Source organism: Pseudoalteromonas sp. S3785 (assembly GCF_005887365.1).
Lineage (GTDB): Bacteria > Pseudomonadota > Gammaproteobacteria > Enterobacterales > Alteromonadaceae > Pseudoalteromonas.
The window spans coordinates 1-16378 of the sequence record NZ_PNCT01000009.1 but is presented as its reverse complement, the minus strand read 5'-3'; the positions used below and the strand labels follow the sequence as shown (position 1 = coordinate 16378).

Below are 16378 nucleotides of genomic sequence, written 5' to 3'. Positions count from 1 at the left end.
TTCTTATTTTATTAACAGCTAGCAGCCGTCACTGTAACAAATTTAGGATTTAAAATGAGCGAACAAGATAAAAACGTAAAACTTTCTGATAACGAACGTTTAAAAAGAGAAAGTAACTTTTTACGTGGCACCATAGAGCAAGATTTAAAAGATGAAATTACCGGTGGTTTTACAGCCGATAACTTTCAACTTATACGTTTTCACGGTATGTACCAGCAAGATGACCGCGATATACGCCCAGAGCGTGCAAAGCAAAAGCTAGAGCCGCTGCACAATGTAATGCTACGTGCACGTATGCCAGGCGGTATTATCAAGCCAGAGCAATGGCTAGCAATTGATAAATTTGCCGATGAAAAAACAAGCTACGGCAGTATTCGTTTAACAACACGTCAAACGTTTCAATTTCATGGTGTATTAAAGCCAAACATTAAAGGCATGCACCAAATGCTAAATAGCGTTGGTATTGACTCTATTGCAACTGCAGGTGACGTAAACCGTAACGTACTATGTACGACTAACCCTGTTGAGTCAGAACTGCACCAAGAAGCTTACGAGTGGGCTGCAAAAATTTCTGAGCATTTATTACCAAAAACAAAAGCATACGCTGAAATTTGGTTAAATGGCGAAAAGGCAGAAACCACAGAAGAGCCAATTTTAGGTTCTAACTACTTACCGCGTAAGTTTAAAACCACGGTCACTATTCCGCCTAACAACGAAGTTGATGTGCATGCGAACGACTTAAACTTTGTCGCTATTGCAGAGGATGGCAAGCTTGTGGGCTTTAACGTACTCGTAGGTGGTGGCCTTGCTATGACTCACGGTGATACGGCTACGTATCCGCGAAAAGCAGATGACTTTGGTTTTATACCACTTGAGCACACACTGAAAATTGCTGAGCACGTTGTATCAGTGCAGCGCGATTGGGGTAACCGCTCAAACCGTAAAAATGCAAAAACTAAATACACACTAGACCGCGTTGGCACAGATGTATTTAAAGCGGAAGTAGAAAAACGTGCTGGTGTAAGCTTTGCGCCAAGTCGCCCTTATGAGTTTACTCACCGTGGCGACCGTATCGGTTGGGTAGAAGGCATTGATGGTAAACACCATTTAACGCTATTTATTCAAAGCGGCCGTATTTTAGATTACCCAGGTAAGCCATTAAAAACAGGTTGTCGTAAAATTGCAGAAGTGCACCAAGGCGATATGCGCATGACGGCTAACCAAAACTTAATTATTGCCGGTGTGCCTGCCGATCAAAAAGCAGTCATTGAAGAAATTGCCCGTAACCATGGCCTTATTGATGACAAAGACACTGGGCAACGTAAAAACTCAATGGCGTGTGTAGCATTACCTACGTGCCCGCTTGCGATGGCCGAAGCTGAGCGTTACTTACCCAGCTTAATTGAAAAAACCGAAGCACTACTTGCTAAGCATGGCATACCTGATGACAGCATTATTATGCGTGTTGTAGGTTGCCCTAACGGTTGTGGCCGCGCAATGCTTGCAGAAGCTGGTTTAGTAGGTAAAGGCCCTGGTAAATATAACGTTTACCTAGGCGGTAATTTAGAAGGTACACGCATTCCAAAACTGTACCTAGAAAACGTAGGTGAAGATGCTTACCTAGACGCGTTTGATAAGCTAATTGGCCAGTGGGCAAGCGAGCGAAACGACGGTGAATGTTTTGGTGACTTTGTAATTCGCAAAGGCATTGTTGCAGAAGTAAAAGTATCAGTAACCGATTTTCACGCTTAAATTAAATACCCACGCAGCGCGTGGGTGAGGTTTAAAATTGACCATGAGTGAATTTAAAAACATATTACAGCTTGATAAGCAAAGCCAAGCGGCATTGCTTGCAGATGCAAACGGCATACTAGCACCAATGAGTGCGGAGCAGCGCGTTGCATGGGCACTAGAGCACTTACCGGATACCGCTTTTTTATCATCAAGTTTTGGTATTCAAGCGGCGGTAATGCTGCATTTAGTAACATCGCAGCGTCCTGATATTCCTGTGGTATTAACCGATACAGGTTATTTATTTCCAGAGACGTATCAGTTTATTGAACAAATGACTACGCGTTTATCACTTAATTTAAAAGTGTATAAAGCCGAGCTAAGCCCAGCGTGGCAAGAAGCTAAGTACGGTAAATTGTGGGAACAAGGCGAAGCCGGTATTAAGCAATATAATCAGCTTAATAAAGTTGAGCCAATGACCCGTGCATTAAAAGAAATAGGTGCAGGTACCTGGTTTAGTGGCCTGCGCCGTGACCAATCATCGACCCGAGCAGACAAACAATTTGTCGAAATAAGCCGAGGTACGGTAAAAGTATACCCAATTATTGAATGGTCAAACCGCGATGTATACCAATACCTTACTAAGCATGATTTACCTTACCACCCGTTATGGGAGCAAGGTTATGTGTCGATGGGTGATGTGCACACTACGCGTAAACTAGAGCCGGGTATGAGCGAAGAAGAAACGCGCTTTTTTGGTTTAAACCGCGAATGCGGGCTGCATATTGACGGCGACGGTATTTAAAAAAGCGAATACTAAACAACTATTTAAACGCAACTTAGGTTGCGTTTTTTATTGCAAAAAAATTGCCTGATTAAGTATTTTTTATTAGACTTGTTTTTCAAGGATTCATTTTTAAGCAGGAACGCTATGAAATACTTCACCTACTTGGCAATATCAGTCATGATCATTGCTGTTATCTCATTATTTTATCTCAAAAAGCCAGATGGGCAGCCGTGGCTTTCTAGTTCGTTAATTAGTACTGAATCGCACAAAATTAAAGAAAAAATGGTCGCGTTATCTACCAATACGCTTAATCAGGCTGTGCAAGGTGCAAAGCAAGCAGGCGATAAAATTACCCAAAGTATAAACAGCAACGCGCCAACAATTAAACCAGGTAGCAAAATTTATAAGTGGCAAGATAAAAACGGACAATGGCATTTTTCTGATACGCCTAATGAAGATGGTAAAAGCATTGAGGTAACACTTGATGCCCGTGATGTAACGGTTGTAGCTGCAGAAGATACTTCAATTTTAAGCAGCAGTGCGAGCATTTCAAAAAAGAGTATCCAGCCACCTACACCAACCGTTTACAACGCTGAATCTATTCAAAAACTGTTTGAAGATGCCGAAAAGGCAAAGCAAAAATTAGAGCAACGCAGTAAAGAAATACAAAGTATAGGTGGGTACTAGGCAAGTATAATATGCTTGTAAAAAGCGATGAACTATTTGTGCATAAAAAAGCCTAGCAACTGCTAGGCTTTTTAGTTTTAAGTATATGATTAGTCAAGCATATTACGTAAAACGTATTGTAGAATGCCGCCGTGTTTGTAGTAATCCCACTCTTTAGGGGTATCTATACGTACATCGGCACTAAAGCTGACTTTTTTGCCCTCAGCATTAGTGGCAATAATGCTCACTTCATTCGTTTTATCGTACAAACCTTCAATATCAAATTGCTCTTGGCCAGTTAGGTTTAATGATTCGTGGCTCTCACCTTCTTTAAACTGTAAAGGCAGCACACCCATACCAATAAGGTTAGAGCGGTGAATACGCTCATAACTTTGTGCAACCACCGCTTTTACACCTAATAAAAGTGAGCCTTTTGCTGCCCAGTCGCGTGATGAACCGGTACCGTATTCTTTACCCGCTAACACAATTAATGGTGTGTTACTCTTTTCATATTCCATTGCGGCATCGTAAATGCTGGCAAGCTTGTCATCAGGTTGAGTGCGAGTAACGCCACCTTCTGTACCTGGTGCGAGTAAGTTTTTAAGCCTAACATTTGCAAATGTGCCTCGCATCATCACTTCGTGGTTACCACGGCGAGAACCATACGAGTTAAACTGTGCTTTTTCTACGCCTTTTTCCTGTAAGTAAATACCGGCTGGCGCTTCAGCTTTAATCGCCCCCGCAGGAGAAATATGATCTGTTGTTACTGAATCGCCAAGTTTAGCCAAACAACGCGCCCCTTCAATTGTTGGCACGCCTGGTGGCTCAACGCTCATGCCCTCAAAGAATGGTGCTTTTTTGATGTAAGTTGACCCCTCATCCCAATCGTAGAGCTTACCATCAGGTATTTGAATTTTTTGCCAACGGCTGTCGCCTTCGTATACGTTAGCATAGCTTTTTTCGAACATTTCTTTGGTTACCGTTTTTTGTACTAGTTCGTTGACTTCGCTTACGCTTGGCCAAATGTTTTTAAGGTAAATATCGTTACCGTTTTCATCTTGCGCAAGTGGCTCGTTGTATACATCTATGTCTGTACGCCCTGCAATGGCATACGCTACCACAAGTGGAGGCGAGGCTAAAAAGTTCATTTTAACGTCTTGGTGTATACGCCCTTCAAAGTTACGGTTACCCGATAAAATAGAGCTTACAACCAATTTGTGTTTTTGAATAGCTTCGCTAATTTCATCTGCAAGCGGGCCTGAGTTACCTATACACGTGGTACAGCCATAACCGACCAAATTAAAGCCTAATGCCTCTAGGTCATCCATTAGGTCGGCTTTTTCAAGGTAGTCGGTGACCACTTGTGAGCCCGGTGCAAGCGATGTTTTAACCCAAGGTTTTACGTTAATACCTAGCTGCTTGGCTTTTTTAGCTACTAAGCCTGCGGCTAAAATTACACTGGGGTTAGAAGTGTTTGTACAGCTTGTAATGGCGGCAATAACACAGGCACCGTCGTTTAGCTCAAATTCTTGGCCTTTAAATTTTACTTTGGCTGCCCCCATAAACTGCGCTTCGTCTACTGGTTCATCTGGGTTAGTGGTTGGGCCTTCACTTTCAATGCGTGCTTCTTCAATATCGCTTTTATCACGACGCGCCATACGCTCATCTTGGAAACCTTTAAGGTGCTGGCCTATCACATCACCAGCTTTATCAAGTGTAATTCTGTCTTGTGGGCGCTTAGGACCTGCAAGGCTTGGCACTACATCGTCTAATTTAAGCTCTAGGGTATCGGTGTAATGCGCTTCGTCGCCTTCATGGCGCCATAAGCCTTGGTGTTTAGCGTAGTCTTCAATCAGTTTAAGGTGATCTTCATCGCGGTTTGTTAAACGCAGGTAGTTAATGGTTTCATCATCAATTGGGAAAATACCACATGTTGCACCGTACTCTGGCGCCATGTTGGCAATGGTTGCTCTATCGGCTAGCGGTAAATCAGCTAGACCATCACCATAAAACTCAACAAATTTACCCACCACTCCATGGTTACGTAGCATTTCGGTAACGGTAAGCACTAAATCGGTAGCAGTGGTACCCTCGGGTAAACGGCCATTTAATTTAAAGCCCACCACTTGAGGAATAAGTAAGCTAATTGGTTGCCCAAGCATGGCGGCTTCGGCTTCAATACCGCCTACGCCCCAGCCTAACACACCTAAGCCATTAATCATGGTGGTGTGCGAATCAGTCCCTACCAGTGTGTCTGGGTAGGCTATTGATTTTCCGTTCTTACTGTCGTTAAAAACAACACGCGCTAAAAACTCTAAGTTTACTTGGTGAACAATACCTGTAGCAGGTGGGACTACCTTTAAATTATCAAAAGCAGTCTGCCCCCAGCGTAAAAATTCGTAGCGTTCTTTGTTACGCTCGTATTCTAGCTTGGCATTTAAATCAAACGCACCGTCGTCACCGTAGCCATCTACTTGAACAGAATGATCTATTACAAGTTCAGCAGGTGAAAGCGGGTTTATTTTTGCAGGATCGCCACCAAGCTTTTCCATTGCATCACGCATGGCAGCTAAATCAACAATGGCGGGAACACCTGTAAAATCTTGCATGACAACACGGGCGGGTGTAAAAGCCACCTCAGCTGAGGGTTTTGCTTTAGGGTCCCAGTCAAGGAGGGCCTGAATGTCTTGCTCTTTTATATTTACGCCATCTTCATTGCGTAGCAGGTTTTCTAGTAATACTTTGAGAGAAAAGGGCAATCGCTTTGCTTTGTCGCCTAATCCTTTAAGTGAGTGAATATGGTATTGCTCGCCATTAATCGTTAATTGTTGTTGGGTGTCGAAACTATTCATTTTTTGCCCCTTTGATAGTTAGGATTATGTCCTTGATAAAATAACGTGTTTATTTGCCATTAGTTTGCAAAGTGCATACCAGAGATAATAAATATGACAAATCAGGCTAAAAAGCAGGTTGTGCAATGCATGTTTTTTAGACAGCATTAAGTATAGAAGTGCTACCTAAAATTGTTTTTTCAAGTAGCAAAAAATGAGTTTAAAAAAGGAGGAAAGGTTAGTTTAACCAACCTTGTTGTTTGCTTTTTATACTTAAATATAAAAGCAAAAACGCAATAACAATCACTAAAATAGGCATAAACACTGCGCTTATTCCCAGCATTTTAATGCTATTTATCACAAAGAAGTTATAAAACTGCTGAATAAATATCGCTACCAACGATAGCGCAAATATAGGTGTAGCAAGCGCGTTTTTGGCCAGTAGCAGTATGCAGCCAAGGGTGCCACCTAATACCGCTACAGCAAATGCAATGGTCGACCACAAAGGTACGTTTGAATAGGCAGCTTGTTGATCTAGCGGGAGTTTACTTATCATTTCGGGGGTCATCATAAGGTGCATTACAAATGCAAAAACACCTAGTAAATTCCAAATAAGTGCTGCCCATAGGACGGGTTTAAACCAATTAGGGGTGACGAAGGTTGCCATATTATTACCTTGTTTTTATTGTAATTTACGAGGTAATTAAAGAGCAAAAAGGCTCACTGTTCAAGCGAGCCTATACATATAATAAAAATGGCACAAAGCGCTAATGACTAGCCAAATGAGATAGGGCGGCGCCCTGTTTTTTCATCAACCTTTGGTTTTTTAGTGCGTTTTCTTTTATTTTTTGCAGGCTTTTGCGCTGTTTCATTGGGCGCTTTTTCTACCTGCGGCTGGGTTGTTACCACTGGGCGCTCTACAGGGGTTGCATCTTCACTTAAAGTGAGTTGAAAAAGCTCGCCATCAAATTCAAGTACATCGCCACTGTATAATTTTTTCCGTTTTATTGTACATATTTCATGGTTAACCCCAATATAACCTTCAGCTATAAGGTTTTTAGCTTGACCGCCACCTTCTACTAAATCGAGTACTTTTAGTAATTTACAAAGCTCTATGGGCTCTTCTTCAAGTTCAATTTCTATATATTCTTCTGACATGGTTATCTCTGTTGGTGGCGCATAAGCAGCAAGTATAAAGGCTTGCACTGTTTTTTGCACCTAGCAAGCGCGCCCTAGCGGGATAAAAAAAGTGTGATAAATATAAAACTTTTTCAACTTTAAAAAAACTGCAGCATTTGATGCGTATGCTCTCGCAAAAATTTGGTGTGCTATTTGCTATTGCTTTGGCAAATAAAAAGTGTACCTACATAAATGGTAAGAATTTAACCGTTTTAATTGTTTAGGTCTGCATATAATTGGAGCAGTAAATGGGCATTAGATTAGCAATGAAAAAAGAGCTAATGGGCTTAGATAATTCAGATATGCTGACAGCAGATGATGTAAGAGCTCACCTGGCTAACTCGGTAAAAACAGAAAAAGAGAAAGATGAACGCGGTTTTTCGGTTATTTCTAAGTTCAATGATACGCACAGTCGGCTAATTAGTGGTGATCCACTTAAAAAATCAAAGTTAGAATTTGAACGTCATCGCTTATTTAACGAAGTTTTATACACTCGACAAAGTGTTGATGCATGGTTGGATAGCCAAACACGTTAATTTTACTATTAATAGTTACTTCTACTAGACTACATTTGTAATCAATAAGGGTAACTATGAAAAGTGGAATTTTAATTTGTGCGTGGGTACTTCTATTAACTGCATGCCAACAACCAACTGTTTATGTTTTTAGCGAAAACTTGCAAGAGGAGCAACGCAAACAGCTAGACGCTGCACTAAATGCACAAAACCTCCCTTTTGAATACGTAGAGCTAGATATCCCATCGGATTTTGGTGAAGCCACATTGCTTTTATCAAGTGATAAAATTTACCAAAAAGAGACAGAGCAGCTAGCTACTATTATGCAGGGGCTAGGTTACGAGCCACAAGTTAACTATACAACGCGATCAAATCATTTTTATGGCGATGGCAATATAGGCTTTTATTTAAAAAATGCAGATAGCAATAGCCAATTTGTTATGCCTAAGCAGCTAAGAACAACCCAATGCAGCGACGATAAATACAATGATTTAGTGGTCAAATTTGTAAATGAGCATGTTGATTTTACGCTACCCAGTGGTGCAGTAGTGAGACTGAAGTGGGAGTATTTATATGGTTATGTTGTTATTTATTATAAATCCTACTCGCAAACATACAGCCACTCACAGCCATTGGTAAATACACCCTTTGGGGCTAAACCATCCGATACTTACACATTTACGGCACACGTAAATAATCCCGGTTGGCTTGATTGCTCATTGCAGATTGTTTATATGGATTGATCTAACCGTGGGTTTCTATGTGCTCACTAAGTTTAGCAATGCGTAAGCTCATGCCCTCTATAATTCGGTCTTTAATTTTTTCGCGTATCACATTAGGTAAGCGGGTCAGTGCCTCTGGGGTAATGGCAAGTACTATGGTGTCGGTTTTAGCGCGAGCGCTCGTACTGCGCTCGCGGTTATTAATAAATGCACCTTCACCGATAAACTCACCGGGCTCTATAGTGCCAAGCTCCAGCAAGTGGTTATGTTTAAAAACAAGTAACGCACCACTTAATACAATGTATAAGCGTTTGTCGTTATCGTATTGTTTAAATAAATGCTGATGCTGGTTAACTAAATACAATAACCCAAACGACTCTAGTAGCACTTGGCGTTCAGCAAGGGTGAATTCTTTAAAAAAGTGCAATCTATTCACTATTTCCATTTGTTTAAATAATGGAATGTGTTCTATTAATTTCATCCTAAGGCCAACGAGTAACAGTTAGAAACTAGTTAATATTGCGCTCTTTTAATTTGCGGGTCAACGTGTTGCGCCCCCAGCCAATTTTTATGGCTGCATCTTGTTTATGGCCAGAACAATTAGCTAATGCTGTTTTTATCAGGCGAGTTTCAAGTTGTGCTTGAATATCAGGCCAAATATTTTCTTTACCTTGCTTAAGCTCTTGGTTGAGCCATTGCTGAAACGCATCAAGCCAATCACCTTCTTGTTGAACAGGCGCCGCATCAATGATCTCTGGTGGTAGGTCTTGCTCACTTACTAATTCACCAGGGGCCATAACGGTTAACCAGCGACAGGTATTTTCGAGTTGGCGCACATTACCAGGCCAGCTAAATAGCCTAAGTTGCTCTGTGGCTTTTGGGCTGAGAACTTTACTTTCTACTTGTAGGTCTTTTGCGCTTTTGTGTAAAAAGTGTTGCGCTAAGCGTTCGATGTCTTCGGTTCTTTCTCTAAGAGCTGGTAAACGAAGGCGCACAACGTTTAAACGATGAAATAAATCGTCCCTAAATTTACCCTGTTTTACCAAATCTTCTAAATTTTGATGCGTTGCAGCAATAATGCGTACATCAACCTTAATACTTTGGTGTCCGCCCACACGGTAAAACTCACCATCGGCGAGTACGCGTAATAAACGTGTTTGCACATCCAGTGGCATATCGCCTATTTCATCTAAAAACAGTGTGCCGCCATTGGCTTGTTCAAAGCGGCCTTTGCGAACGCTATCGGCACCCGTAAATGCGCCTTTTTCGTGGCCAAATAACTCAGATTCCACAAGCTCTTTTGGAATAGCGGCCATGTTTAATGCAATAAACTGGTTTTCTTTACGCGGGCTGTGGTTATGTAAAGCACTGGCCACAAGCTCTTTACCTGTGCCTGACTCACCATTAATGAGTACACTCATACTTGAAGCCGAGAGTTTACCTATCGCTCTGAACACTTCCTGCATCGCAGGGGCTTCGCCAATAATATGGGCACTTTTAGGTGGGGCTTGTTTACGTTTGGTTTTTTTAGTTGAGTTTGCTCTGCAGGCGCTTTCGATTAAGGCCACTGCTTCGTTTAAATCAAAGGGTTTGGCTAAGTACTCAAACGCGCCTTTTTGAAACGCGTTAACTGCAGAGTCTAAATCTGAGTGCGCGGTCATTATAATAACCGGCAGCCCAGGGTTTTGCTCTGCTATCAGTTCAAGCAGTGCCATGCCATCCATGCCTGGCATCCGTACGTCAGATACCAACACGGTTGGCTGGCTAAATTTTAGCGCACTTAACACGTCTTGCGCATTGGCGAAGCTTTCTGCTTCAAATCCTGCACGTGTTAGCGCCTTTTCTAATACAAAGCGAATTGATGCGTCATCATCTACAAGCCAAACTGTTTTCATGCCAACTCCAAAACATTAATCTGCAAAAGGCAGATAGATATTAAATTCAGTATGGCCAGGCCAGCTATCGCAGTCTATATAACCATCGTGCTGATCGATGAGCGTTTGTGCGATTGAAAGCCCTAGCCCTGAGCCACCTTCTTTGTTGGTGATCATCGGGTAAAACAATGTCTCGCGAACGCTAGGGTCTATGCCTGGTCCATTATCAGAAACCTGGATCAACAAGGCTTTTTTAGGGGCTTTTCCGGGGCGGCGATATTGATGATTAATGCGGGTTTTTATTTTTATTTCACCGCCATCCACTAACGCCTGTTGAGCATTACGAACTATGTTAAGTACTACTTGCTGAACTTTGCCTTGGTCAATAAACACATCTGGAATACTTGGATCGTAGTCTTTAACTAGATTAATATTTTTACAATTATCTAATGTGCTTAATTTGACAACCGACTCGAGTGTTTGGTGAATATTACCATACGACTTTTGTGGAAGCTGATTTGGCCCAAGTAGCCTATCAACTAATTCACGTAATCGGTCTGCTTGCTCAATTATAAGTTCAGCGCATTCGTCCCTTTCTTGTTGATCCACCTCGTACTGCAATAACTGAGCCGCTCCGCGTATTCCTCCTAAAGGATTTTTAATTTCGTGAGCAAGTCCTCTAATCAAATTTCGCGCTGCTTGATATTGATGCATTTGATTAGAGGCTTTGTCGTGTTTTATTTCTTCATCGGTTTTACGACACTCGAGCAAAATATAGCGCTCGTTTTCAAATTTAACTTGGCGTGATGTAATGGCTATTTTCGCATGTCGAGAATCTATAAAGACCACGTCAGCTCTGTGCTGGCTGCAATCTACACCATCAATAAGTGAGTACTGAGCTATGCGTTCTAAATCCACAGAGTGGTAATTAAATAAGCTGTTAAAGGTCTGCCCAATAATGCGTTTTTTACCCAGGCCAAGTAGCTCGCTAGTGCTGGTATTGGCATAAACAAGGATAAAATTTTTATCAAGTAACATGACCGATGTTGTTTGGTTTTGCCAAATGGCATTAAGAAGTTCGGGGCTGAAATTTTGATTGTTTGGCATCTTTGCACCACTTTAGTGCGTTAATATTTGCAAGCAAGTTTTGATCAGTAAATACTGCTGCGCTAATTTTATTATCTGAGTCATTGTACTTAGTTTATAGCCTTTCTTTGCATAACAAAGGTGCTAGGCTGACTGATAGCAATGGCTTGATTTTGTTTGTTATAAAGTTTGAGATACAAGGTATGTGTGCCGTTTTCAACGTTCCGTATAGCAAATGTTGATAAACCGCTTGCAGGCCCATACGCATTACCGTTTAAAAATAGCTGTACAGTAAAGCCTGCCTCAAAACGCGGTGTTATTCGGCTTGTGACGTACACTGAGCCTGTGTTCTCGCGCACAGTTTGGTTGTGAGTAGGTGACGATATCATAATTTGAAAACGATTAAGGCGCGTTGGTTGTAGTGAATCAGGGGTGTGTTTATCGGTATCAGACAAAGTAAGATCTTGGCTATTTAATTTTATTTCATGCGCGCCGCTGCGTGGTGTATCTGAGAACACTAAAACACCATTTTTATCTTTCCAAGCATAAATCTTATCATTGCCTGCGTAACTATAAATGCTTAATCCTAAAGCAAAAAATAGTAATAATATCCTGTAATTCACATTGCTACCCTGCATCTTTTGTAATTACATAACTTTAGTGGAGATAACCCTAATTTACCATAAAAAAAAGCCCGCTAAGCGGGCTTGAGAACACACATTTATTATCTTATCGATAATTTACTCTACAGCGTATTAAACGCTGTAGTACATTTCAAACTCAACTGGGTGAGTTGTCATGTTAAGCTTTTCAACTTCTTGAGATTTAAGAGCAATGTAAGCGTCGATTAAATCATCGGTAAATACGCCACCTTGCGTTAAGAATTCACGATCAGCACTTAGTGCTTCTAATGCTTCTTCTAAAGAAGATGCAACTTGTGGAATTTCTGCTGCTTCTTCTGCAGGTAGGTCATATAAATCCTTATCCATAGCATCGCCAGGGTGGATTTTGTTTTTAATACCGTCAAGGCCAGCCATTAGCATTGAAGCAAATGCTAGGTAAGGGTTAGCTGTTGGATCAGGGAAACGTACTTCTATACGACGACCCTTTTCAGATGGTACTACTGGGATACGGATAGATGCAGAGCGGTTACGCGCAGAGTATGCAAGCATTACCGGCGCTTCAAAACCTGGTACTAAACGTTTGTACGAGTTAGTAGAAGCGTTTGCAAATGCGTTAATTGCTTTAGCATGCTTAATAATACCGCCAATGTAGTAAAGTGCATCTTCAGAAAGACCGCCGTACTTATCACCAGCAAAAAGGTTAACACCGTCTTTTGCTAGAGATTGGTGACAGTGCATGCCAGAGCCGTTATCACCTACAACAGGCTTAGGCATAAATGTGGCTGTTTTTCCGTAAAGGTGAGCCATGTTATGGATAACATATTTCATCTCTTGGATTTCATCCGCTTTTAAAACCATTGTATTAAAGCGAGTCGCGATTTCGTTTTGACCAGCTGTAGCAACTTCGTGGTGGTGCGCTTCTACTACTTGGCCTAGTTCTTCAAGTACTAAACACGTAGCTGAACGCCAATCCTGTGAAGAGTCAACCGGTGAACAAGGGAAGTAACCACCTTTAACACCTGGACGGTGGCCAGTATTACCGCCTTCATACTCTTTATCTGAGTTCCATGCTGCTTCAACAGCATCAATTTTGTACATAGAACCAGACATATCTGACTTGTATTTAACATCATCAAATAGGAAGAATTCTGGCTCAGGGCCGAATAAAACTGTGTCTGCGATACCGGTAGATTTCATGTACTCTTCAGCGCGCTTAGCAACCGAACGAGGGTCACGCTCGTAACCTTGTAATGTAGATGGTTCTACAACATCACAACGCACGATAAGCGTTGCTTCTTCTGTAAATGGGTCTAATTTTACTGAATCAGCAACAGGCATAAGTACCATGTCTGATTCGTTAATGCCTTTCCAACCTGCAATTGAAGAGCCGTCAAACATTTTGCCGTCTTCAAAAAAATCTTCATCTACTTGGTGATGAGGAATAGAAACATGTTGTTCTTTACCTCGAGTATCAGTAAAGCGTAAATCAATGAACTTAACGTCATTTTCTTTAATAAAATCTAAAACCGATTGTGACATGTGTCCTCCAACTGTTGGGTTTTATTATTGCTGCATTAAATGCTTTGGATTTAGGTAAGCCGATTTTATGCCATTATTTTAACTTGCTGTTTATTAAGACTAAAATTGTTATTGCACAAAAGTGGCCATACACTTTGCACTTTTGTGGTGCGTAAAATATCCATATTGGTGCAAAAATTTCACGCTTTATTCTGCACGTATTTTAATCACCTAAATCAGCTTAACTTAAATAGTAAATAGTGCCAAAGCAAACAACAAATTAGCTAAAAAACGACAATTTATGTAATTTTCCGAAATTTATTTCATATAATTGTCATATAAAAAACAGATACTTAGTAAAAGTATTGAGAAAGTTTTTAAAATTATATTGGATAAACTTTCATCCATGTCATTAATGAGGGATAATATGCGCCCTTTTAAATCCTATGCTGGGACATCTGGTGAAAACGCAGATGAGTGCGTAGATCTTGCAGGATCAATGAGAATAAACTTCTCTGAGTAAAAATATGAGCATCGAACAGTTAAGAAATATAGCGATTATCGCGCACGTTGACCACGGTAAAACAACGTTGGTTGACAAACTACTTGAGCAATCAGGTACATTAGAAACACGCGGCGGTAACGAAGAGCGTGTGATGGACTCAAACGACATTGAGAAAGAACGTGGTATTACCATTTTGGCTAAAAATACAGCCATTTCATGGAAAGACTACCATATCAATATCGTAGATACCCCGGGACACGCCGATTTTGGTGGTGAAGTTGAACGCGTACTTTCGATGGCTGACTCAGTATTATTACTTGTTGATGCTCAAGAAGGTCCAATGCCGCAAACGCGTTTCGTAACGCAAAAAGCATTTGCGCAAGGCTTAAAGCCAATTGTTGTTATCAATAAAATTGACAAACCAGGTGCACGCCCTGATTGGGTTATGGATCAAATCTTTGATTTATTTGATAACCTAGGTGCAACTGATGAACAGTTAGATTTTAAAGTAATCTACGCTTCAGCAATCAACGGCTGGGCTACATTAGACTTAGACGAGCCGTCTGACAACATGGAACCTATGTTCCAAATGATTGTTGACGAAGTATCACCACCAGAAGCTGATCCTAAAGGTGATTTCCAAATGCAAATCTCTCAGCTTGATTACAACTCTTATAAAGGTGTAATTGGTGTTGGTCGTATTAAGCGTGGTTCTGTTGCGCCAAACCAACAAGTGACTATCATCAGTGCTGATGGTACAACTCGTAACGGTAAAATTGGTTCAGTGCAAAGCTACTTAGGCCTTGAGCGTATTGAAACTGACCGTGGTTACGCAGGTAATATCGTAACAGTAACGGGTATTGGTGAGCTTAAAATTTCAGACACAGTGTGTGCACCTAACAATGTTGAAGCGCTACCTCCACTAAGTGTTGATGAGCCTACAGTAACAATGACGTTCTCTGTAAATACATCACCGTTTGCTGGTAAAGAAGGTAAATTTGTAACCTCACGTAACATTCTTGAGCGTTTACAAAACGAGCTTGTACACAACGTTGCACTTCGTGTTGAAGAAACGGATAACCCAGATAGCTTCCGTGTATCTGGCCGTGGTGAATTACACCTTGGTATCTTAATCGAAAACATGCGTCGTGAAGGTTACGAGCTAGCTGTATCACGTCCTGAAGTTATTCTACGTGAAGTAAACGGTGTACTAGAAGAACCGTACGAAACAGTAACAATTGACTGTGAAGAAGAACACCAAGGTTCTATCATGGAGCAAATTGGTCTTCGTAAAGGTGAACTTACCGACATGTCTCCAGATGGTAAAGGCCGTATGCGTATGGACTTTATGATCCCAAGCCGTGGTTTAATCGGTTTCCAAACTGATTTCATGACGCTTACCTCTGGTTCAGGTCTTATGTACCATACGTTCGATCACTACGGTCCTCATAAAGGTGGTACTATTGGTTCACGTAAGAACGGTGTAATGATTGCAAATGCAACTGGTAAAGCACTTACTAATGCATTATTCAACCTACAAGAGCGTGGTAAATTATTCATCGGTCACGGTGTTGAAGTTTACGAAGGTATGGTTATCGGTATTCATAGCCGTGATAACGACCTAACAGTTAACGCACTTAAAGGTAAGCAACTTACTAACGTTCGTGCATCTGGTACAGATGAAGCGCAAACACTTACGCCACCATTGAACTACACACTTGAGCAAGCGCTTGAGTTCATCGATGATGACGAGTTAGTAGAAGTAACACCTGAGAACATTCGTATTCGTAAACGTCACTTAACTGAAAGTGAGCGTAAACGTGCGGGTCGTGCAGCTAAAGCTTAATTGCCTTTAGAGTATGCATAGTAAAAGCCGCTGTATTGCAAAATACAGCGGCTTTTTTGTTTTTAAAGTAGAGAAGCTTTCAGTTTTTAGTTATTAGTATTGAGATCTAAAGGGCAATGCCTCTTATTCTCTTTGTGAATAATTTACTTAAAAAATATTTGCACAAGGAGAAGGGAATGAGAAGTAAAAGTGTCAAAGCTGAAACAATCGATAACACAAAGCATCTGTCATTGTTGGTAGGGTATTTTTTCGTTGGGTTTCGCTACGCTCAACCCAATCTACGTCTCAACTATTTATTAGTGGTTACTTTTTGGAAGTAGAGCGGCTTTTCCAAATGCACCAGTATTTATAGTCCGTTCTATAGTGAAACTGCCACAATGTATTTATCTCTAAAAGCGCAGCGCCTCTTATTCTCTTTGTGAATAATTCACTTAAAAAATATTTGCACAAAGAGAAGGGAGTGAGCAGTAAAAGAGTCAGAGCTGAAACAATAGT

General features: G+C 41.1%; 14 protein-coding genes. 6 read left to right on the top strand and 8 right to left on the bottom strand.

Annotated elements, in window-relative coordinates; genetic code table 11:
- Positions 1-54: 54 nt before the first annotated feature.
- The 3 genes from cysI to CWC17_RS02985 all read left to right on the top strand — a co-directional run bounded on the left by cysI (position 55) and on the right by CWC17_RS02985 (position 3205).
- Positions 55-1752 (top strand): assimilatory sulfite reductase (NADPH) hemoprotein subunit, encoded by a 1698-nt coding sequence (gene cysI, locus CWC17_RS02995; protein ID WP_138612056.1) that lies wholly within the window; start codon positions 55-57, stop codon positions 1750-1752.
- A gap of 43 nt (positions 1753-1795) precedes the next feature.
- Positions 1796-2536 carry a phosphoadenylyl-sulfate reductase gene (locus CWC17_RS02990; protein WP_055017717.1) on the top strand — a complete coding sequence of 247 codons (741 nt, stop codon included), beginning with the start codon at positions 1796-1798 and terminating at the stop codon, positions 2534-2536.
- 126 nt (positions 2537-2662) lie between these two features.
- Entirely contained in the window at positions 2663-3205 is a 543-nt protein-coding gene (locus CWC17_RS02985) for a DUF4124 domain-containing protein (protein ID WP_138612055.1), read from the top strand.
- A gap of 89 nt (positions 3206-3294) precedes the next feature.
- On the opposite strand, the gene acnA is transcribed toward CWC17_RS02985, so the two are convergent.
- The 3 genes from acnA to CWC17_RS02970 form a co-directional block, all read right to left on the bottom strand.
- The gene (gene acnA, locus CWC17_RS02980; protein WP_138612054.1) at positions 3295-6036 is read right to left on the bottom strand and encodes an aconitate hydratase AcnA; all 2742 of its coding nucleotides are present in this window, start codon (positions 6034-6036) and stop codon (positions 3295-3297) included.
- A gap of 217 nt (positions 6037-6253) precedes the next feature.
- Positions 6254-6682, bottom strand: coding sequence for a hypothetical protein (locus CWC17_RS02975; protein ID WP_138612053.1), 429 nt, complete (start codon positions 6680-6682; stop codon positions 6254-6256).
- 107 nt (positions 6683-6789) lie between these two features.
- A complete protein-coding gene (locus tag CWC17_RS02970; RefSeq protein ID WP_138612068.1) occupies positions 6790-7173 on the bottom strand; it encodes an RNA-binding S4 domain-containing protein in 384 nt (127 codons plus the stop codon).
- Positions 7174-7442: 269 nt separating this feature from the next.
- On the opposite strand from CWC17_RS02970, the gene CWC17_RS02965 reads away from it, so the two are divergent.
- The gene (locus CWC17_RS02965) at positions 7443-7730 is read left to right on the top strand and encodes a hypothetical protein (protein ID WP_055016508.1); all 288 of its coding nucleotides are present in this window, start codon (positions 7443-7445) and stop codon (positions 7728-7730) included.
- 56 nt (positions 7731-7786) lie between these two features.
- Positions 7787-8452, top strand: coding sequence for a hypothetical protein (locus CWC17_RS02960; RefSeq protein WP_055017720.1), 666 nt, complete (start codon positions 7787-7789; stop codon positions 8450-8452).
- A 1-nt stretch (position 8453) separates the two neighbouring features.
- Here the strand turns inward: CWC17_RS02960 and CWC17_RS02955 are convergent, their stop codons facing one another.
- From CWC17_RS02955 to glnA, 5 genes are all read right to left on the bottom strand, one after another.
- Positions 8454-8912, bottom strand: a complete 459-nt coding sequence (locus CWC17_RS02955; RefSeq protein WP_055016506.1) for a cyclic nucleotide-binding domain-containing protein — start codon at positions 8910-8912, stop codon at positions 8454-8456.
- A 28-nt stretch (positions 8913-8940) separates the two neighbouring features.
- On the bottom strand, positions 8941-10326 hold the full coding sequence (gene ntrC, locus CWC17_RS02950) for a nitrogen regulation protein NR(I) (RefSeq protein ID WP_055016505.1): 1386 nt from the start codon (positions 10324-10326) through the stop codon (positions 8941-8943).
- A gap of 15 nt (positions 10327-10341) precedes the next feature.
- Positions 10342-11412: a nitrogen regulation protein NR(II) gene (glnL, locus tag CWC17_RS02945; RefSeq protein ID WP_055017722.1), complete on the bottom strand. Its 1071-nt coding sequence runs from the start codon at positions 11410-11412 to the stop codon at positions 10342-10344.
- 89 nt (positions 11413-11501) lie between these two features.
- Positions 11502-12014 carry a DUF4124 domain-containing protein gene (locus tag CWC17_RS02940; protein ID WP_138541526.1) on the bottom strand — a complete coding sequence of 171 codons (513 nt, stop codon included), beginning with the start codon at positions 12012-12014 and terminating at the stop codon, positions 11502-11504.
- Positions 12015-12146: 132 nt separating this feature from the next.
- Positions 12147-13553: a glutamate--ammonia ligase gene (gene glnA, locus CWC17_RS02935; RefSeq protein ID WP_055016502.1), complete on the bottom strand. Its 1407-nt coding sequence runs from the start codon at positions 13551-13553 to the stop codon at positions 12147-12149.
- A 506-nt stretch (positions 13554-14059) separates the two neighbouring features.
- Between glnA and typA the strand changes: the two genes are divergently transcribed.
- Positions 14060-15883, top strand: a complete 1824-nt coding sequence (gene typA, locus CWC17_RS02930; RefSeq protein ID WP_138612052.1) for a translational GTPase TypA — start codon at positions 14060-14062, stop codon at positions 15881-15883.
- Positions 15884-16378 lie beyond the last annotated feature (495 nt).